Genomic DNA, 20,403 nt, shown 5'->3' on the forward strand with positions numbered 1-20,403 from the left:
ATTGTGCAAACGAATGCGACGATAACAATCGACTGCAGCCGGCCTGGTGAACATACGGTTAACCCTTATCTCTTCGGGCATTTTGTGGAAGATATTCGCGACCATATGGAAGCGATGCTGGCCTTTCCCTTAAGAGATATGGATTTTGAAAGCGAGAAAACCGGAGAGAGCGCCGTATCGGGAAGCTGGTTTCCCTTTACGAACGGACGAAATACGCAATATGCGCTGGAAGCGCCGGCACTGAGACATTCAGGCCGCGCTCAGCGCATCCGAATCATGAGCGACGATGAGGCATACGCTGGCATCGCACAGAACGCTGCGCTAAAGGGACCGATGACTTACACGGTCCGGATTGTCGCCCGCGCATCCGTTGAGCTCCGTTATATCATACTGGACGCGGTGGACCGGCGGACCGAGGAGCTTCTTGGGCGTGTGAAGATGGAGCTCAAAAGCCACAATTGGCAGGAATACGAATCCAGCCTGCCCGTCTCCAGAAACTGTGCCGACGCGGAGATCCGTGTCTATGTTCCGGCAGACCATCCCCGCTGGACCGACCATGTTTCCACCGGTATGCTGTGGCTCGATCACGTATCCCTGCTTCCTGAGGACAACATCGGCCTGGTGAAACGCGAGGTGATCGATATGGCCCGGCCGCTGAATGCGGGCATGATGCGGCTCTCGGGGAATTACATCAGCGCGTACCACTGGGAACATGGCGTGGGTCCGGTGCTGGAGCGGCCAGTGATGTACAACGAAGCTTGGGGCGGTTGGACCAGCAAGTATTTCGGGACAGACGAATTTATCCGGTTTTGCCAAGAGCTGCAGGTGGAGCCGCTGATCTCCGTCAACGACGGGTCTGGTACGGCCGAGGAAGCCGCACGGTGGGTGGAATACTGCAACGGAAGCATCGACACGCCGATGGGAGCGCTGCGGGCGGCGAACGGTCATCCCGAGCCGTATAACGTACGGTATTGGGAAATCGGCAACGAAGTATGGGGCGACTGGCAGGTGGGAACCTGCTCCGCCGATGCATTCGCCGAGCGCTGCAAGGCGTTCGCGCTAGCGATGAAGGCGGTTGACTCGTCCATCGTCATCTTGGGCTGCGGGCATACCGACCCGGAATGGAACAAGCCGGTGCTCGATATTGCGGGCGAACAGATCGACTACTTGACGATGCATCTATACCACGGCTTCGGACGCTTCGGGATGAACCGCGATACGCCGGCAGAGGAACGATATAAAGCCATCGCTACGTTCCCAGAATGGACCCGTGAAGATATCCGGCAGGCGGAGGAACTCATACGCGCGAATCCGAAGCACAGCCATGTGAAGCTCGCCGTCACCGAGTACAACACCATGTATTTTCCGAACACGGTCCGCAAAGGGCTGCCGGATGAGCATACGCTGGGGGCCGCTGTCGCCAACGCCGCCAACCTGAACGAAATGCTCCGCAGGAGCGATATGGTGCACATTGGCAGTTTCTCTGATCTGGTGAACGGTTGGCTTGGCGGCTGCATCCGTGTTGGCGATTACTACGCCGATCAATACCGCGGCAAGAAGCCCGGCTGGAGCGGCCTGCCGCTTACAGTGTACGGAACGCCGACCTATGAAGTGTTAAAGCTGTACGCCAACCGGGACATCCGGCGGATCCTGCCGGTGGATGCGGAGTGCGGCACCTTTGCCGTGGAGTCGCCTAAACAGACGCGCATCGGGCTTGATGCGGTGCCTGACTTGGACGTGACCGCAGGTATTAACGAGGACGGCAGCGTCATCACTTTGTTGATCGTGAACCGCAGCCTGCATGAAGTAAAGGCAAAGCTTGACCTGCTCTCATTCGAACCTTTCGGTGACACTATTTTACATGAGATCACAGGCGACTCTTTCGAAGACATTAACTCCGTTTTCGAACCGGACCGCATCAAATGCGTGCCCCGTGTCGTTCCGGTTTCCGCCTGGCAGGACTGTTATCCTTTACGGAAAACATCGGTGTATGCAATTGAAATCAAGAAAGAACAAAGGTCAGGAGTGGCAAAATGACAACCAGAGGCTATATCAAGGATTATCCCAGGCCGCAGTTCGTCAGAGGCGACTGGATGAGCCTGAACGGAGTGTGGGATTTCCGATTCGACGACCATAACGCGGGAGAACAGGAACGCTGGCAGGAGACGTTCGCTGAAACGCATAAGATCAACGTTCCTTTTACGTACGAAACCCGGCTGAGCGGAATCGGGATCGAAGAGTTCCACCCTTACGTCTGGTACAACAATAAGATACATATCCCGAAAGAAGCCGGGGGAAAACGGGTCATCCTGCATTTTCAAGCCGTCGATCACGTTGCCAAAGTGTGGATCAACGGCCGGATGGCCGGCAGCCACCAGGGCGGGTATGCCGCCTTTTCCTTTGATATCACGCCATACTTGGTCTTTGGCGCCGATAACCAAATTACGGTGAAAGCAGAAGACAGCGACAGCTGTACCCAACCGCGCGGTAAACAGCGCTGGACGAAGGATAACTTCGAATGCTTTTATGTCCAGACGACGGGCATTTGGCAGACGGTATGGCTGGAATATGTAGAAGAGCAGCGGCTGGAAACAGTCAAAATCACACCGGATGTCGACCGGTCGATCGTCCGTTTCGATTACCAAGTGGAGGGGGTGGAAACTTCAGGCGATTTGAGGCTGGAGGCGATCGTTACATTGAAGGGCAAGCCTGTGAAGCGGGTGAGTTTAGTGATTGACCGCCCCTGCCTGACGGTGGAAGTCGATCTGATTCATGAGGCGAACGGGCCGTGGAAAAAATGCCTTTGGTCGCCGCAGCACCCGAATCTGTACGATGTTGAGTTTGTCCTGACTTTGGACGGCCAAGTGGTGGACCGCGTCTTTTCCTATTTTGGAATGAGGAAAATCTCGATCGAAAATGGCCGGGTGCTGCTGAATAACGTGCCGATCTATCAAAGGCTGATCCTGGATCAGGGGTACTGGACGGACAGCCATTTGACACCGCCGAGCGAGGAAGCCCTGATCGAAGATATCGACAGCATGCTAGCGATGGGCTATAACGGTGTTCGCAAGCATATGAAAATCGAAGACGCCCGCTTCCTCTATTGGTGCGACGTAAAAGGTCTGCTAGTATGGTCTGAAATGGCTGCGACCTTTGAATTCAACGATCTGGCGGTCGAGGCATTTACGAAGGAATGGCTGGAGATCGTCCGGCAGCAGTACAATCATCCGAGCATTATCACGTGGGTTCCTTTCAATGAATCTTGGGGGATTGCATCGATTCTTCGCGACCCAAGACAGCAGAAGTTCACCGAGGGCATTTATCATTTGACCAAAGCGATTGATCCGTACCGGCCGGTTATTACTAACGATGGCTGGGAGCATACCGTATCCGATATTTTGACGCTGCATGATTATGTCGAAAATGGAGACGGGTTCATGAAGCGGTACTCGAACCTGGAGGCTGTCTTAACATGCGAAACGACCTGTAACCAATGGAAATTCGCTTTTGCCGAAGGGTATGAATACCGCGGCCAGCCTATAATGATCACCGAGTACGGCGGCATTGCGTTCCGGTCGGACAAAGGCTGGGGTTACGGACGTCAAGTCTTAACTGAAGAGGAGTTTCTGAGCCGGTTCGAGGGATTGACCATGGCGATCAAGAGCGTCGATTCCATCGTTGGCTACTGCTATACGCAGCTGACTGATGTACAGCAGGAGATTAACGGGATTCTGAACGAAGACCGTACACCAAAATTTCCGCTCGAGAAAATTAAACAGATCAATATGGCATAACCGAACGCCGATACTCCAAGAGCCAAAAGAATCATATTTCTTTTGGCTCTTCCCGTTATCAGATCCATTTACGAAAAACGTAATCTATCGTACAAATTAGGGAGGTAATATCATAGTGAAATCCTTGCGATGGCTAATGATGGTAGCGGTTACATTTTCCCTGATCACCACGGTTCCCACCGAAACCTCTGCTTATCAAAACCCGAGAACACTTCCTGACGAATGGGGGCAGTATGGACTCGGAGACCCTTACGTTTTGAAATTTAACGGATATTACTATTTGTATGTGAGTACAAGAGATACGGATGACGGCGTTAAGGTGTGGAGCTCCAAAGACTTGGTGAACTGGTCCTACCGGGGTTTGGCCGCAACGGACCCGATTACGCATGGCGCTTATGCGCCTGAGGTCGTTTATTGGAATGGCATGTTCTACATGTATACATCGCCGGCAGGCCAAGGACATTACGTCCTCAGCAGCACGAGTCCTACCGGTCCGTTCAACGTCGTTACCGGCAATCTTGGTAAAACGATCGACGGCCACGTCTTTATCGACGACGACGGATCGTTCAGCTTCTATCATGCAGGGCAGGGTCGCATCGATGCAGCACCGATGAGCAGCCCGACCTCGATCGGGGCGAGCTCGTCTACGGGCGTCGGCATGGGAGGCTGGACCGAAGGGGCGACCGTCTTCAAGCGGAACGGCAAATACTATATGACTTATACCGGCAATCACGTGTTCAGCAAAGGATACCGGGTAGATTATGCGGTGAGTACGACAGGTCCGCGGTCCGGTTACGCTGCCGACAGCCTTAATCCGGCGTTAATCAGCACGGAAGGCCCGACCGTGGGACTTGGACACAATACGGTGGTGGTCGGCCCTAACCTTGACACCCATTACATCGTGTATCACAACTTGGAAGGGCCGGGCGTAGTTGGTCCGCTCCGTCATCTCAATATGGACCGCATCGTTTGGAACAACGCCAAGCTGATCGTTCAGGGACCGACAACAACCCCGCAGCAGGATCCGGCGATGCCTACATTCTACGATTACTTCGACCGGACATCGATCGGCAGCGGGTGGACCAATGTCAACGGCGGCCATTGGGGCATCTACAATCAAGAGCTGATGTGGCAGGACTCGATCGGGGATACGACCTGGTACAAACAGATTTCATCGGCATCCAGCGCTTCCGATTATACGGCTGAATTCAATACGAAAGAAATGAAGCGGGGCACTTCCGCTAGCCCAAGATACGGGGCCACCTTCTCGTATACGGATGAGAACAATTATGGCGTAGCGCTGCTAAGCTCGAAAAATAACCGCCTTGCGACGTCCTTCCGGATCAACGGTGTGGATCAAGCGTGGCAAACGTTCGACCTGCCTGCAGGTTTTGATTACACGAAATGGCACAGCATTCGTATCGAGAAATCCGGCACGACGTTTAAATATTATGTGGACGGCATGCTGAAAGGGACGCGGACGGCCAATTTGGGCGGAGGTAAAATAGGTGTCCTAACGGAAGATACGCATGCGGATTTCGGCTATGTCGCTGTCAGTAACGATGTCAACGGAAGCAGTGCATGGGATGCTTACAAACCGGTTCCAGGCACGATCGAAGCGGTGCATTACATGAAAGGAGGCGAGGGTGTCGCCTATCATGACACGACCGCGAATAATATCGGCGGCGCGTACCGCACGGACGCGGGCGATATTCGTCTCAATAGCGAGGGGCTGTTTAACCTAGGCTGGAATCAAACGGGAGAATGGTATAAATACAAAGTCAACGTGGAATCAAGCGGTTATTACGATATCGACTTCCGAATGGCCACGACGATGAGCGGCGTTCAAGTCCGCCTGTGGGACGGATCAACGGACGTAACGGGAATCATCGACGTGCCGAACACAGGGGACTGGGATAACTGGCAGACCGTCACGAAGAAAGGAGTTTATCTGAACGCCGGACAGAGGGAGCTCAGGGTCGAATTCGTCAAAGGCGAGGCCGATTTCTCACGGATGACGTTCCATAAGAGCGCACAAGTCACAGCGCTTAGCGATGACTTTAACGATGGTAATGACAACGGGTGGACGCGATTTGAAGGGACATGGGCCGTAGAGAACGGCGAGTACAGCGCTGGAAGCTCTGGACCTGCCAAGTCCACGATCGGGGACGCGAACTGGGCGGATTACACGGTCGAAGCCGACGTCAAAATGATCGACGCTGGAGGCGACGGTGGATTGCTCTTCAGGGTGTCCAATCCTTCCCATGGCACGGAGTGGGGGCAAAACAATTATGACGCCTTCCAAGGGTACTATGCCTATTTGACGACAAGCGGGGTTAACCTCGGCAAGATGAGTTACAGCTGGACATTTATCCAAAGTGCGCCGCAGACTTATGCGACAAACACCTGGTACCATATGAAAGTGGTAACGAAAGGGACAAATATGAAAGTTTACGTGGATGATATGAACCAACCGAAGATCGATTATACGGACAACAGTCTGAACCCATTCACGCATGGCAAAGCAGGCGTCAGAACGGCCAATAAGCATACGCATTTCGATAACTTTAAAGTTTCGCCGTAAGCCGTAACCGGAAGGTATCTCGATCTCTGTGTACTCTCCGTAACAGCAGCAGCCTGCCGATTTCCGGATCGGCAGGCTGTTCTCATGATCGCATCATTTCGATTTATAAAAATCCTCCGCTTTTTGGATCATATGTTTTTCTTCGTCAGGCACATCCGTATCGTAAAAAACGGCTCCGACCGGACAAGCTACCTCACAAGCACCGCACTCAATACAAATATCCGCCTCGATAAAAAATTGGTCCGGACCTTCCTCGATGCAGTCTACCGGACAAACGTCCACACATTCTGCCGCTTTTTCATCAATACATCCCGAAGTAATCACATAAGGCATTGGGTCTCTCCCTTTCGATGAAATGCTTACTACCGGCGTATCACGCGTACCGGTAAAGAGATCAGCGTCTGTCCGGCGGCGGATGGGGTCAAGTGATCTTCGAGCTTGAACCCTGGAACGGGCTCGATCCGCTCAAATTGGTCCATGAACAGCGCCAGGCCGATGTTGGCTTCAAGCCGGGCCAGCGGTGCTCCCAGACAGAAATGCGGACCGTTGCCGAAGGTCAGATCGCCGTTTATTGTTGGAACGGTGGATGTTCAGCGTGAACGGGTCCTCAAAAACTTCCTTGTCCATATTCGCAGCACTCATCCAAGCTACGACGACGTCTCCTTTTTTAAGCTCCACGCCGAGCACGTTATTATCCTGCTTCACCGTACGGTCCATTTTCGCCATGTGGAACCGGTAGCGAAGCATTTCTTCCACCGTATTCGGAAGAAGCTCGCGGTTCGCCTGGACCTCGCCATAGATCTGATCGTTATCATACAGGAAGGAATAGAACGTGCTGGACAGCAGATGGCTTGTCGTCTCAATGCCGGCCCCGAGAATGAACATGGTCATCCGGACGATTTCGTCATCGGTCAAACGTTCGCCATCGACCTCGGCCTGGATCAGATCGGAAATAATATCATCGGTGAGCTGGCTTCTTTTGGCGATGACATGCGGATAGAGATAGTTGTAGTAATTCGTGGCCGCCTGCCGCTTCAGCTCCTGAACGTCTTCGACATTGTCGGCCGGAAGAGGGAGGAACAGATGATCGACCCATTCCTTAAACAAGAAGCGGTCTTCGGACGGAACGCCAAGCAGGTCGGCGATCACGATGGTGGGCAGCGCGCTGGAGAAGCTCTTGACGATATCGATGACCGGTTCGTCTCCCATGTCCTTGATCAGCTGGCTGACCACCTCATGGATGCGCGGCTCCCACAGCTTCAAGCTTCTTGGCGTGAACGCCGCCGACAGCAGGCTGCGGCTTTTGCGGTGTTCCGGAGGATCCGAACTGAGATCGACCCGTCCCGAATTATGCTGGCCGGCTTCATTATCGGCGCCGACGCTGATCGTCGTCCGTGCTCTCACGCTGGAGAAGTAATCGTAATCGCTCAATACTCTTTTTACATCTTCATACCGGAAGACATTCCAGGAATTTGTTTCCTCATTATAGCTGATCGGATCATGTTCCAAGTGGTGCCTGTACCATTCAAAGGGGCTGAATTCTTCCACGGCGGATCGAAATTGGGTGATTTTAGCTAAGGAGATAATTTCCTTCTGCATAATACTCCCTCCCGTTTCGAATTATTTGGAATATAATTAAATTAACATATGTTAAATTAACATATAATCGTCAGAGGAACCACTACCGAATGACCTATGCCTAAAGGTCCGCTTTCCGGTTATAACGGTTGGATCAAGACCATGGGCGAACTCTTAGGCCTCACTCACGACGCCTTTTTGGATCGCAGCTTCGGATGCATGCTCAATATTCCGGGACGTGCGCTTGATAAAGAACGAGAGCAACAGCCCGACGATGCCAATACCGATAATGACAACATAGGCGTCGTTAATTCCTTGGATGGTCGCTTCAAGTACCATTTGCTTCTGATTCGCCGCTGCGCCGCCGGACGCCATCATGTCCGTCAGATGCGTTTTCGTCCGGTCGGACATGACCGTTACCAACAGGGACGTACCGACCGCACCGGCCACTTGACGCACGGTGTTGGATATGGCTGTTCCATGCGCGTTTAATCGGGCAGGCAGTTGGTTGAGACCTGCGGTCTGAATCGGCATCATCAGCAGTGCCATACCGATCCGGCGTCCCGTCGACATGAGCAGCAGATACGCATAGGTGGTATGATCCGTCAAGTTGATGAATCCGGCGGTTGTTGCGATCGTAATGATCAATCCGGCAACGGCAAGCCATTTGGCGCCGAAGCGGTCAAACAGGCGGCCGGTGACGGGCATCAGCAGTCCCATCACAAGCGCCCCCGGGAGCATCAGCAATCCGGATTCCAGGGCGGAATAGCCGCGTGCATTTTGCAGGTATAACGGAAGCAGCATCATATCCGCATACATGACCATCGTAACCATGATGTTGATCACCGTGGTCAGGGAGAACATGTCGTACTTGAAAGCCCTGAGATCCAGCAGGGGTTTCTTGGAAACAAGCTGTCTCCATACAAACATCCCGAGGGCAATCACGCCGACGGCAATGGACACCAGCACCTCGGAGCTGGACCATCCTTGGCTCCCTGCCAGGCTAAAACCGTACAGCAGTGTGCCGAATGCGACTGTGGACAGAACGACGCTGATGATGTCCATCTTGGAGCGGACTGTCTCCGACACGTTTTTCAAATAAATAAAACCGCAGATAATGACAATAACGGCAAGCGGGATCATGCCATAGAACATCGTTTGCCATTTGAAATTTTCCAGGATGTAGCCGGCAAGCGTCGGGCCGATCGCTGGAGCGAAAATGATGGCAAGTCCCATCATCCCCATGGCCGCGCCCCTCTTTTCCGGAGGGAACAATACCAAAATCACGTTGGTTAACAGCGGCATGATGATACCGGCGCCTGCTGCTTGAATCATGCGTCCCGTGAGCAGAACCGGGAAGTTGACCGCGAGGGCGGACACGATAGTTCCGACGAGGAAGATCATCATCGAAGCTTGGAACAGCTGGCGGGTGGTGAACCTCTGCATAAAATAAGCCGTAATCGGAATCAGGATTCCGTTGACCAGCATATAGCCGGTGGTCAGCCATTGAGCCGTGGTGGCCGAAATGTTGAAATCAATCATCAATTCCGGGGTGGCCACGCTCATGACCGTCTGATTCAGTGTTGCGAGAAAGGCGCCCAGAATCATGATGATTAGAATCGGACCCTTCTTGACGGAACTGCTGGTTGTGTCCATAGGATGACTCAATCTACTCCTTCCTTTCTTTTCTCTCTAGACTTAATTTACAATGTGTTGGATAATTAACATTGTATAAATGAGATTATAGACATAACCGTGGGAGCTTACAAACAACGTTTTCACAAAAAATGTAAATTAGTTTTCGTTTCATCGTTTTAATGTTGATTAGTGATGAGAATTACTGCACATTGCTAATAAATTGTCTATTACGCAGGCCAGGAGAAAGGAAGGAAAAAAATGCCCGACGTTTCCAAACAGCCGACCGACCCCAGAGTGCTTCGTACAAGGCAGCTTATCAAGGATGCTTTTATCGATCTGCTGCAGGAGATGGATATCGAGAAAATGTCCATCAGCCGGATCGCCGAACGTGCCACCATTAACCGCGTCACCTTTTATTTGCATTACCGGGATATTCCCGACATGCTGGAAAAAATGGCCGATGATATGATCGAAGATTTCAAGCAGGCCGTGGGCATTGAGCCGGAAAAACCGGCAACCGAGGAAGAGGATTGGTCCATGATGCTTCGGCTTTTGGAGCATATTGCGGAGCATCACAAATTTTACAAGGTGATCTTGGGATCGCGGCGCGCGCCCATATTCAGTGAAAGGCTGTTAAATATGCTGACCGATTTAATTTCGGCAAGAATCGACGAGATGGGGACCGAGTCTTTTTGTTACAAAGCAGGCATACCCAAGGACATCGCCATCTGGCATGGATCGGCAGCCCTCATTGGTACGATTGTAGCCTGGCTTCGCAATGACATGCCGTACACACCGGCCTTTCTCGCCAAGCAGTTTTATTTGCTGACGCGCAGCCGGATTGAAACGAAGGGAGAGTGAATGGCTGGATGCAGGAATTATCTTTAAAAGAGCGGCTGTTGATTTTATCGGAAACGATCCGGATGACCGAAAAAGCATTTGCGCACTGGGAGAGTGCAACCATCACACCTGATGAATTGGGGGAAGCGGCAAAAGAGTTTTTCGACAAAGCCGCAGCGGCCGAGAACCGGGCTGATTTTCAAAAGGTGATGTGGGGGTATTTTGGACAGCTTCGTAACGCTCATTCGAATTATATCGACAGGGCGGCGCCGTTCCCGCATGGCGGGGCATTTCCATTATCACTGCTGGAGTCGGATGGCTCTTGGCTTGTAAAGGAAGACGACACCGGGCTTACCCACCCCGGGGATATGGTGGTAGCCATTGCCGGCAAATCGATGAACGAGTGGCTGAACGAGTTGGGCCAATGGACCGGGATTACGGATTGGCGCATGATGGCTGGCCGTCTACCTGTGTATTTTTCGCATTTTTATATGAAGGAACAGGCAGACATCGAACTGTTGAATGAGCAGGGCAATACTCGAACGGTTACGTTATCTCGTCAACCTGTAGATTATAACAATCACAACAATGGCGATACATCAGGAAAATGGCTGCAGCAAGACAAAACGGCATATATACATATTCCAAGCTTTAACCATTCGAGATTTGAAGAGAAGGCTTTCGAGCTGATCGGGGAATATCAACACGCCTCATCGATCATCATCGATGTGAGAGGAAACGGCGGCGGGAGCACGCCGGGAAGGTTAACGCACAAACTTATGAACCGGCCGTATCGGTGGTGGAAAGAGATGGCGCGCCATCCTGAGTTTTTATACCATCGGCATCCGAATGCCGAAATATCCTTTACAACGGATTATCGGTTTTCCGTATTTGACCCGGACTATACGCAACCTTCGGCTGAAACCTCCTACCAAGGTAATGTCATCATCTTGGTGGATCGATTCACCGGTTCTGCAGCCGAAGACTTTACCATGCCGTTTATTGACAACGGAAGAGCAATCATCATCGGAGAGAGGACCTATGGTTCAACCGGTCAGCCGCTCGTTCAGCATTTCGATGACGGCAATATCGTTGTGTTGGTCGGAGCCATCCGCTCCTATTTTCCAAACGGGGACCCATTTGAGAATGTTGGCATCGCACCTGATATCGAAGTTCCGGTGAGGAGAGAAGATCTGTATCAACGAAGGGACAGAACGCTGGAGAAGGCGCTTGAGGTTATCAAAAATGCATGATTGTCATTCCTAATAAAGCGAAGGTCGGGCATACATTGCCCGGCCTTTATTATTTTGCTGCACTTAAACCCGATCAGCGGCTTTTCGGTTAACGGTGACAGCCTCCCATTTAGATCAACCGAATCTGCGGGAAATAAACCGATCCTTCAGACGGCCGCATGGTATGGGAATGGACTATTTGATGGTGATTCGAACGGTTGCCGTCAAGGTATGGCGGCGTCTAGGATGAATCTCAGAAAGGGGAGATGTACATGGAGCGCTGGTCGGATAAATGGGCGCGTTCTTTCATTGAGCGCTACCCGCTGGTTACTGACTTGCCTTTTTATTCGCGCCTGTCCTGGAATTATGAAATCGGCTGCCTGCTCACCGCGTTGGGAAAAATGTGGAGCAAAACTGACGACATCCGGTATTTCAACTATGTGAAAACAAACATGGATTTGTATGTTCAGGAGGATGGCTCCATTCGCGGCTACCGCTTGAACGACTATAACGTCGATCAAATCAATTCCGGCAAGCCGCTGTTCGCGCTGCTTCGTGAGACGGGCGACGGGAAATACCGGTCGGCGATCGAATGGCTGGCTTTGCAGCTGAAAGGTCATCCGCGAACAAGCGACGGTGGACTGTGGCATAAAAAAATATATCCGTTCCAGATGTGGCTGGACGGCGTCTACATGACGGCACCATTTATGACGTCCTATGCGTCCTTAAGCGGCGAGACCTTCTGGTACGACGAAGCGGCAAGGGAAGTTGAGCTGATGGAAAGAAATGCCCGGGATCCAGTAACAGGGCTGCTGTACCATGCTTGGGACGAAAGCAAAGAACAGCGCTGGGCGGACCCGGATACGGGCTGTTCACCCCACTTCTGGGGGCGGGCCGTGGGATGGTTTATGATGGCCGTTGCCGACGTCCTGGATAACCTGCCGCTGAATCATCCAAAGCGGGGTTTGCTTGTCGGTCTGTTTCATCGCCTATCGGAAGCAGTCATTCGTGTGCAGGACGAATCGTCCGGATTATGGCACCAAATTTTGGATCAAAGAGACCGTGAGGGTAATTACTTGGAGACATCCGCTTCAGCCATGTTTGTATACGCGCTGGCCAAAGGCAGTCGTCTCGGCTATTTGCAGGATGAAGCGGCGCAAGCTGCACAGCGGGGATTCGAAGGGTTAATCACCCACTGCGTTACGGAAGCGGATGGGGAAATTCACCTTAACGGCATTTGCAAGGTAGCGGGACTTGGCGGGCATCCATATCGGGACGGCTCATATGACTATTACATAGGCGAACCGACGAGGCAGGACGATCCGAAAGGAACGGCGGCGTTTCTGATGGCTGCCATCGAAATCGAACTGCTGGAACAGCAGCCAATCGAGTAGGAAAGGACGATGACGACGATGCCAAAGAAAAAAACGTACGTGCTGGTAGGCACGGGAGGACGATCTCAATTTTTTTATTCTGCATTGGTAACGGAATATAAGGAAACAGCGGAGCTGCTTGCTTTTTGCGATACGAACCGGACGCGCATGAATTACGCCAACAAGCTGCTTGAGGAAAAATACGGAAGCCATCCGGTTCCAACCTATCCGGCGAGTAATTTCGACCGTATGATCGCTGAGCAAAAGCCGGATACCGTCATCGTCACGACGGTCGACCGGACGCACCACCAGTACATCATCCGGGCGATGGAACTGGGCTGTGATGTCATTTCGGAAAAACCGATGACGGTCGACGAGAACAAATGCCAGCAAATTCTGGACTGCGTGCAAAAGACCGGGCGTAACGTGCGGGTTGCCTTCAATTACAGATATGCACCGCATCATACCAAAGCAAGGGAGCTGATTGCGGATGGCACGATCGGCCAGGTCACTTCGGTCCACTTCGAATGGCTGCTGAACACGAAGCACGGGGCGGATTATTTCCGGCGCTGGCACAGGGACAAACGCAACAGCGGCGGGCTGCTCGTGCATAAATCGACGCATCATTTTGACCTGGTCAATTTCTGGATCGGCTCCGAGCCGGAGACGGTATTTGCGTTCGGCGATTTGCTGTTCTATGGGAAGGAAAACGCAGAGAAGCGCGGCGTCACCTCATTCTATGACCGGTCGACCGGCCACCCAAACGCGAAGGAGGATCCGTTCGCGCTTCATATGGATGAAAGCGAAAGCTTGAAGGCACTGTATTTGGATGCCGAGCAAGAGGACGGCTACATCCGGGACCGGAGCGTATTTAGCGACGGGATCAGCATCGAAGACACAATGGGCGTTCTCGTTCGCTACAAAAACAATGCCATCCTGACGTATTCGCTAAATGCGTACATGCCTTGGGAAGGCTACCGAATCGCATTTAACGGCACGAAAGGTCGCATCGAAATGGCCGTCGGCGAACAATCCTACGTGAATGCGGGAGGAGACAAAGCGCAGGAAGGCGCCGTCAAAACGAGATCGATCCGCGTCATCCCGATGTTCGGCCAGCCGTACGACGTTGAGGTGGAGCTGGCCGCGGGTGGTCACGGCGGAGGCGATCCGGCATTGCTGCGCGATATTTTCGGAGACCCGGCGGAAGACCGTTTTCGGCGGGCAGCCAACCACATCGACGGCGCAAAATCGATTTTGACGGGAATTGCCGCCAACCGCTCGATCCGGACGGGACAGGCGGTTCATATTGACGACCTGGTCAAATTCAGATAAGGAGGTTTGCCATGGGCTACGTTGATGAAAAAAATGCGATCGCTCAAGGGGGATGGACAACCGAGGAACAGGTGCTGGCGACCATCGCCAATCGGTACATCGGGGAAAATCCGCGGCAGGCACCGGTGTACAGAACAATGAACGCAGAAGGCTTTCGCCGGAGGCCGAATTACCGATACGATATGAACGCCGACGCCAAACTCCCCAGCCTGAAGGAAGGAGAGTTCGTTTATGCATGGGCCAAATTGTGGGCGGATGATGAGGGCAGCCAGCCCCTCCGGATCAGCTGTTACAGCCACACTAGGCTGTTTATCAACGGCCGGCTGGCCTTCGAATCCAATCATCGTGACGACGTGCTGCCGGACACCCGTACCGATATTCGCGGACAGCTGAGCAAAGGCTGGAATTCGTTTGTCCTTGAATTTGAAAAAACAGCCACAGGCTGCGGCGCCGTCTTTGGCACAGGTTCGATCAAAGGAGCGCCTATTCATTTTCTTGCGCCGAGTGCAGAGAGGGATGGCCAGGAAGGTTGGATCTATACGGGGCCGGTTCGGAACCGGCTTATACCGGGGAACGTCAAGGAAGTTCCCGTACAAGCCGCGGACCCTCACATTGTCATCCTGTTTGCCGGCCAAGACCACGAAGCAGTCTCTGAAGCGGAGACAGGGCTCGAATGGCTGCCGAGGAGGGAATGGACGAATAATGAGCGGCTGGCCGGCTCGTTTGCACGAATTTTAGGCAGCGGGAAGAGCTTGACGGGAATGGCTTGGGCGAAGCTCAATTGCGGAGGACCCGATTACGACGGCACCGTAAGGATGTCCGGGAACAGCGAGGGAACGCTTCGCATCTTCGCTGATGGCCGGATAGTCTGCGAAGCGAATCAGGTCGCCGGTCGTTTTGCAGCCGCTTTCCCCTTAAGCATTGGCGTCCATGACATCATCGTCCAGTCGGCGTGCCGAGGAAGCGTGTGGGGGTTCGAGTTCGATTCATTGGATAAGGACAGCGGCGTTCGCTGGATCAAACCGTATCCGGTAGAAGGGATGGAGGGCTGCTGGCTGTTCGCCGGTCCATTCCAGCGTCCTCCCGGCGCAGAAGAGTCCGCATCAGTCGAACGGCTGCTCGGCACGGGCCAGGAAGCCGCGTTCTGGAGGACGGACCAGCCGAATATGCGGGTACGGCCATATGCAGAAAGCCGCTTGTTCGGTCGTTGGAACTACCCGCTTGGGGTGACGCTGTACGGTTTGCTTGAAACCGGAAAAGAGCTAGGACGCAGCGATTACATCGATTTTGCTGCGGACCATATCGGGCAATGCACTGCGATCGACGAACTGGTCTTGTGGGATGCCGAGAGACACGGCGCGCCCGGAGCCAACCATCAGCTGGCTCTTATCGACAGCCTGGATGATTGCGGATCGTTCGGAGCGACCATGCTCCGGGCGCATAAGGAGCGGACCCTCCCGGGAGCCGAGCGGGCGGCGGAACGAATCGCGCGCTATATCACGGAGGAGCAGGACCGGCTGGAGGACGGGACGCTGTACCGCTTCCGAAGCTTCAGCGAATTGATGGTGAATACGATCTGGTGCGACGATTTGTATATGAGCGTACCGTTTCTGTGCCAATACTTTGCTCTGACGGGAGAAAAGCATTATCTTGACGACGCTGCCGAGCAATTCCTGCTGTATCGAAAGCGCCTGTACATGCCGGAGCGAAACATTATGCATCACGTCTATAACATCCGTTTCGGCAAGCCGTGTACCGTTCCTTGGGGAAGGGGAAACGGGTGGGTGCTGTTTTCGCTGACGGAACTGCTGGAGGTTCTGCCAGACGATCATCCCCGGCGAAGCGAACTGCTCCGGTGGTACCGGGAGCTGTGCGGCGGCTATGCAGCTTTGCAGGATGCGGAAGGGCTCTGGCATCAAGTGCTGACCGACCCGGATTCCTATGTGGAAACTTCCTGTACCTCGATGTTTGTTTATGCCTTCGCCAAAGGCGTCCGCCAGGGATGGATTCCGGATGCAGACCGTTTCGCACATGCCGCGCTGCGCGGATTCGAAGCACTGACCCGGCACTGCATCGATCAACACGGCAATATTTATGGTGTCTGCCGCGGCTCAGGCTATTCTTTCTCACCGCTCTATTACAAGGAGCGGCTGTCCTGGCTGCTCAACGATACGCATGGCATCGGAATTGTACTGCTCGCTGGGATTGAAACAAAGCGGCTCCGGACTTATCTCGCCACCTTGCAAGAGCCCGCGAAGGGAGCGGCCGCTCATGCCGAATAGAACGTATCTGTCCGGCCGAACCCCTGCTTCATACCAGGCGAAGGACGGGGCTTTCCGGGTTGTAAACGGGCCTCAGGTGTACAATCGTGCGTTGTACGGTGCCTACTTGCCGCATATCGGCAAACGGTTCCGCGTCTTTGCGGGCGACCTTCCCGAGTGGATGATGTTCCTGCCCGGTGATGGCGGCCGGCTTCTGATGGGGCTCGGGGACGGTCGAAAGATAAAGCCGCTGCGTCAATGCGAGCGGATCGAAGCCAGATATGACGGGGCACGTATGGTCTACGAGATGACGGACCCGATCCTTGGACCGCGGGGAATGCTGCGCCTTGAAGTGATGCCGCTTGCGGCAGAAGGCGGCATGGTGGTAAAGATTGACGCCCCCGGTGGCTTGAACGGATTAACGGTCACGGCGGCATACGGCGGGGCGTCCGGGCAGACCCACGCCAGGACGCTGGACCCCGGCTACACGCCTCAGGAAGTGACGGAGCTGAAACCGGCCGATTGCGAAGGGAACAAGATCCAAGCGTACGGTGGCGGCTTCGAGCTGTCCGCCGGTTGGATGAAGGGCGGCCGAATCACAGGACAAACGACAATGCCCGGCACGTTTGATGTAATAAACGCCATGGAAGCTCGGGTGTGGTTTCACGGCGAATCGGTTAACGCTTCGGATCCAGGATCGGCGCCACAAGATTTCGAGGCGAGACCGGGGGAATCCGGTAGTGCTTCGCCGGCAAATCCGTTACCGGATCTGGATCCGTCTGCAAGGAGGCCGCTGCTCGTCTTCCAAAGCGCAGAGGAGGCGGATTGGAGCAGATCCCATTACATCGTGCTTCGCTACGGAGACAAGGAGATCCCTCCTCTCACGGTTTCCGAAGCCCAGCAGCTGCACCAGGACGCTTCCGCCTGTTACGAAAAGGTTGCGACAACCGCGACAGTCAATACGCCGAGCGAGCTCTTGAACGCAGCGCTCCGAACCGCTTGTGCCGCGCTGGAAGGGGCCTGGCTGCCCCCGGTGTTCGCTCACGGAGCGTGGTCTTGGAATAGCCGGTTGTCGGGCTGGCGCAGCATGTATGGTCCCATTCAGCTCGGCTGGCATGAGCGTGTACAATCAGAAACCAGCCACTTTATCGGTATGCAGCTCAAAGGTAGTTCCGGAGGCACCGGGCGGCCGGATCCCGATCCCGAATTCGGGCTGGCCAGGCAAAGCAGCCGCAGCGTTTTCGTCAGTGAAGGGATGATTCCTTACACGAAAGGCATGGAAGGGACGGCCAAATACGATATGCAGCAGGTGTTCATGGACCAGCTGTTAACGGAGTGGGAATGGACGGGCGACCGGACGTTTGCGGCAAAGCTGTACCCCGCGCTGAAACGGCATCTGGCTTGGGAGGAGCGGTGCTTTGACGCTGACAGCGACGGCTTGTACGAAAACTACGCCAACTATTGGGCCAGCGACGGCGTATTCGCATCGGGAGCAGGCTGCGCCCTGGCTTCCGCTTATAATTACCGCGCCCATTTAGGCGCTGCGGAGCTGGCCGGGCAGCTGGGCGAAGATCCGGTGCCATTCCGCCGGCGCGCGCAGCAAATTCGCGAAGCGGTGCACGGGAGGCTGTGGCTCGTCCGGGAAGGACACATCGCGGAATCGCAGGACGGATACGGCGCTAATTTGGTCCATCCTTCGGCCAGTCTGCCGACGATCGTACACACGATCGAATCCGGCATTTTGGACGATTTTCAAATTTACCAGACGCTGCAGTACACGAAGCACGTGCTTGAGCGCGTTGCTATTGAGACGGATGAAGGCTGCGGTGAACTCATATGGAACAGCAATTGGGCACCTTACATTTGGAGCGTTCGGGACATCGACTATGCGGATGTTCTACATGCGGCCTTGAGCTTTTACCGAATCGGGCAGGTGGAAGAGGGGTATAAGCTGTTGCTCGGTGCCGTTTACGACTCTACCTCCCGCCACGTGACCCCGGGAGCGTTCATGTGCGTCTACGAGGGCAAAAGCGTTGACTTTACCGATACATCCAGCATGTTTGCCAGGACGGTGACCGAAGGGTTGTACGGCATACAAGCAAAGCTGCAGCATGGCTGGTACGAAATTTCGCCTAATTTTCCAGAGGGATGGGAACAAGCATCCTTTTGTTCCGAGGAAATCGGATACAGCTATATCCGTGAAAACCAGACCGAAACGTACGTATTCCGGTCATCCGTCAAGGCTTCGCTGCGGGTGAAGCTAAGGGCCCGCTCTGCCGTGCTGTCTGCCAAGGCAAACGGATCGCCAACCGCATTCGAGCTAAAAGCAGGCATCGGACATCCTTATCTTATCGTGAACGGAATCGAGCTGCCGGCAGGTAAGGAGGTATGCGTTATCGTTCGCTACGCAGGCACCGAACGCGCAGCGCTGCCTCCTGTACTTACCGCTGCCGCTGGCCGGAAGTGGAGGGTGCAGCTTCCGGAAGGGATGCTGGCCAAGGAGATTTACGATCCGCAAGGCGTGTTTCGGGATCCATCGATTGGCGCTGGGGAGGATGCGATCGAAGGCGAAGTCCGTCAGGATGCCTTGGGGAGACATACGGCTTTCGTTCGCGTTCTGCAGAACGGGTTGCCTTCTTGGCAGCCACTCCATATCGACGTTCGGCCGCCTATCGAGACAAGGTCTGTCGACTGGAGCCCGGAAGATGAAGAGTTCCGCGTACGGTTCACCAATCATATGCAGGAATACATGCAATTCGAAGCGTCCTTCGGGCAGGACTCCTACGCGATCGCTCTGCGGCAAGGGGAGAGCACCGATCCGCTGACATTTCGGATGAACGGGGCAAAGCCGCTGCCGGGGACCAACCGCTTTCCGTTGAAGTTATCCCTGCCGGACGGAGAACAAATGGAGGCGGAAGCTTCGTACACGGATTGGACCCTTAAGCTTGCAGCTGGTGTGAAGGAGCTGCGCCATATTCCGATCGATCGGGCTTTTAACGCAAGAGCCGGCGATCTGTTCCGTATGGAGTATTTGTCGCCGAGAAGTCCCTTTTGCTCGCTGCAGCTCCCGATCCATTTAATTCCTTCCAATTGGTGCGTAACCCGATCGATCGGTATGGAACTCATCAACGACCGGCTGCTAAGCCGCCAGGTCAACGAAAACGGACTTGTGGTGACGGAAACGGGGGTATCTTTTTTGCAGCAGCGGGATCCGCAGCTTCCTAACGGTGCCTTTGCTTCCCGTTGGGACGTGTTTCCGGACTCGATTGAGCTTCCTGTTAGAAGCAGCGGCCGGCGGATCTATCTACTGCTGACCGGTTATACGAATCAAATGCAGTGCGGCGTCGTCAACGCGGAAATTGAAGTCATTTACCGTGACGGCGAAACCGAGATCCATCCGCTCTTGGCTCCGCGGGACTTCAGGTCCATGGAGAAAGGACCGGAGACGGAGCGGGATTGTGACCGAGCTGTCTACGGGCCCGTTCCGCTGTGCCGTTTACGCATCGGCGATATTCGTGACTCGGAGCATTGGAATGACAGCTATGCCGAACCGGAGGGCCCGGATTGGCATGAGCTGAACCAAATCTATGCCCGATCGCTTTACGCGCAGGTGAAGGATATCGCCGTGAAGCCGAAAGACATTGACCGGGTGAGAATACGGGCTGTAGCGAACGATATCATCATCGGCGTGCTTGGTTTGACTGTTGTGGGATAAAACAAATGGTGGAGTCCAATCTGAAGCCCAAGATAACTCGGGTCATAGGTCATCGG

11 protein-coding genes and 1 pseudogene are annotated in these 20,403 nt (G+C 54.1%); 9 read left to right on the top strand and 3 right to left on the bottom strand.

From position 1 onward, the window contains the following. The first annotated feature begins 3 nt into the window (after positions 1-3). The 3 genes from ABIE48_RS14060 to ABIE48_RS14070 all read left to right on the top strand — a co-directional run bounded on the left by ABIE48_RS14060 (position 4) and on the right by ABIE48_RS14070 (position 6,378). Positions 4-2,037, top strand: coding sequence for an alpha-L-arabinofuranosidase C-terminal domain-containing protein (locus ABIE48_RS14060; protein WP_192714184.1), 2,034 nt, complete (start codon positions 4-6; stop codon positions 2,035-2,037). Next, positions 2,034-3,794, top strand: a complete 1,761-nt coding sequence (locus tag ABIE48_RS14065; protein WP_145019667.1) for a glycoside hydrolase family 2 protein — start codon at positions 2,034-2,036, stop codon at positions 3,792-3,794. The genes ABIE48_RS14060 and ABIE48_RS14065 overlap by 4 nt, the downstream gene beginning before the upstream one ends. 115 nt (positions 3,795-3,909) lie before the next feature. Beyond that, entirely contained in the window at positions 3,910-6,378 is a 2,469-nt protein-coding gene (locus ABIE48_RS14070) for a family 43 glycosylhydrolase (protein ID WP_354519101.1), read from the top strand. 93 nt (positions 6,379-6,471) lie between these two features. Here ABIE48_RS14070 and ABIE48_RS14075 read toward each other — a convergent pair whose 3' ends face one another. The 3 genes and pseudogenes from ABIE48_RS14075 to ABIE48_RS14085 form a co-directional block, all read right to left on the bottom strand. Next, on the bottom strand, positions 6,472-6,711 hold the full coding sequence (locus tag ABIE48_RS14075) for a DUF362 domain-containing protein (protein ID WP_116230504.1): 240 nt from the start codon (positions 6,709-6,711) through the stop codon (positions 6,472-6,474). A gap of 170 nt (positions 6,712-6,881) precedes the next feature. Further along, positions 6,882-7,977, bottom strand: a pseudogene (locus tag ABIE48_RS14080) (cytochrome P450); the annotation flags it as partial. A 153-nt stretch (positions 7,978-8,130) separates the two neighbouring features. Next, a complete protein-coding gene (locus ABIE48_RS14085; protein WP_192714182.1) occupies positions 8,131-9,612 on the bottom strand; it encodes a DHA2 family efflux MFS transporter permease subunit in 1,482 nt (493 codons plus the stop codon). A gap of 240 nt (positions 9,613-9,852) precedes the next feature. Here ABIE48_RS14085 and ABIE48_RS14090 point away from each other — a divergent pair, with 240 nt between their 5' ends. The 6 genes from ABIE48_RS14090 (at position 9,853) to ABIE48_RS14115 (ending at position 20,347) form a co-directional block, all read left to right on the top strand. Next, on the top strand, positions 9,853-10,455 hold the full coding sequence (locus tag ABIE48_RS14090) for a TetR/AcrR family transcriptional regulator (RefSeq protein WP_145019658.1): 603 nt from the start codon (positions 9,853-9,855) through the stop codon (positions 10,453-10,455). An 8-nt stretch (positions 10,456-10,463) separates the two neighbouring features. Then, positions 10,464-11,687, top strand: coding sequence for a S41 family peptidase (locus tag ABIE48_RS14095; protein WP_145019655.1), 1,224 nt, complete (start codon positions 10,464-10,466; stop codon positions 11,685-11,687). 251 nt (positions 11,688-11,938) lie between these two features. Further along, positions 11,939-13,060: a glycoside hydrolase family 88/105 protein gene (locus ABIE48_RS14100; RefSeq protein ID WP_260869160.1), complete on the top strand. Its 1,122-nt coding sequence runs from the start codon at positions 11,939-11,941 to the stop codon at positions 13,058-13,060. A gap of 18 nt (positions 13,061-13,078) precedes the next feature. Further along, positions 13,079-14,371, top strand: coding sequence for a Gfo/Idh/MocA family protein (locus ABIE48_RS14105; protein ID WP_192714181.1), 1,293 nt, complete (start codon positions 13,079-13,081; stop codon positions 14,369-14,371). 11 nt (positions 14,372-14,382) lie between these two features. After that, positions 14,383-16,653, top strand: a complete 2,271-nt coding sequence (locus tag ABIE48_RS14110) for a glycoside hydrolase family 88/105 protein (RefSeq protein WP_192714180.1) — start codon at positions 14,383-14,385, stop codon at positions 16,651-16,653. Further along, positions 16,643-20,347 carry a DUF4450 domain-containing protein gene (locus tag ABIE48_RS14115; RefSeq protein WP_192714179.1) on the top strand — a complete coding sequence of 1,235 codons (3,705 nt, stop codon included), beginning with the start codon at positions 16,643-16,645 and terminating at the stop codon, positions 20,345-20,347. Before ABIE48_RS14110 ends, ABIE48_RS14115 begins: the two co-directional genes overlap by 11 nt. Positions 20,348-20,403 lie beyond the last annotated feature (56 nt).

It is taken from the genome of Paenibacillus sp. OAE614, assembly GCF_040546645.1.
Classification (GTDB): domain Bacteria; phylum Bacillota; class Bacilli; order Paenibacillales; family Paenibacillaceae; genus Paenibacillus_AQ; species Paenibacillus_AQ favisporus.

What these genes read in the sequence shown, in the direction of transcription:
- ABIE48_RS14065 (WP_145019667.1), top strand. Translation starts at nt 2,034, where the DNA reads ATGACAACCAGAGGCTATATCAAGGATTATCCCAGGCCGCAGTTCGTC.
- ABIE48_RS14075 (WP_116230504.1), bottom strand. Translation starts at nt 6,711, where the DNA reads ATGCCTTATGTGATTACTTCGGGATGTATTGATGAAAAAGCGGCAGAA.
- ABIE48_RS14085 (WP_192714182.1), bottom strand. Translation starts at nt 9,612, where the DNA reads ATGGACACAACCAGCAGTTCCGTCAAGAAGGGTCCGATTCTAATCATC.
- ABIE48_RS14090 (WP_145019658.1), top strand. Translation starts at nt 9,853, where the DNA reads ATGCCCGACGTTTCCAAACAGCCGACCGACCCCAGAGTGCTTCGTACA.
- ABIE48_RS14095 (WP_145019655.1), top strand. Translation starts at nt 10,464, where the DNA reads ATGCAGGAATTATCTTTAAAAGAGCGGCTGTTGATTTTATCGGAAACG.
- ABIE48_RS14100 (WP_260869160.1), top strand. Translation starts at nt 11,939, where the DNA reads ATGGAGCGCTGGTCGGATAAATGGGCGCGTTCTTTCATTGAGCGCTAC.
- ABIE48_RS14105 (WP_192714181.1), top strand. Translation starts at nt 13,079, where the DNA reads ATGCCAAAGAAAAAAACGTACGTGCTGGTAGGCACGGGAGGACGATCT.
- ABIE48_RS14110 (WP_192714180.1), top strand. Translation starts at nt 14,383, where the DNA reads ATGGGCTACGTTGATGAAAAAAATGCGATCGCTCAAGGGGGATGGACA.
- ABIE48_RS14115 (WP_192714179.1), top strand. Translation starts at nt 16,643, where the DNA reads ATGCCGAATAGAACGTATCTGTCCGGCCGAACCCCTGCTTCATACCAG.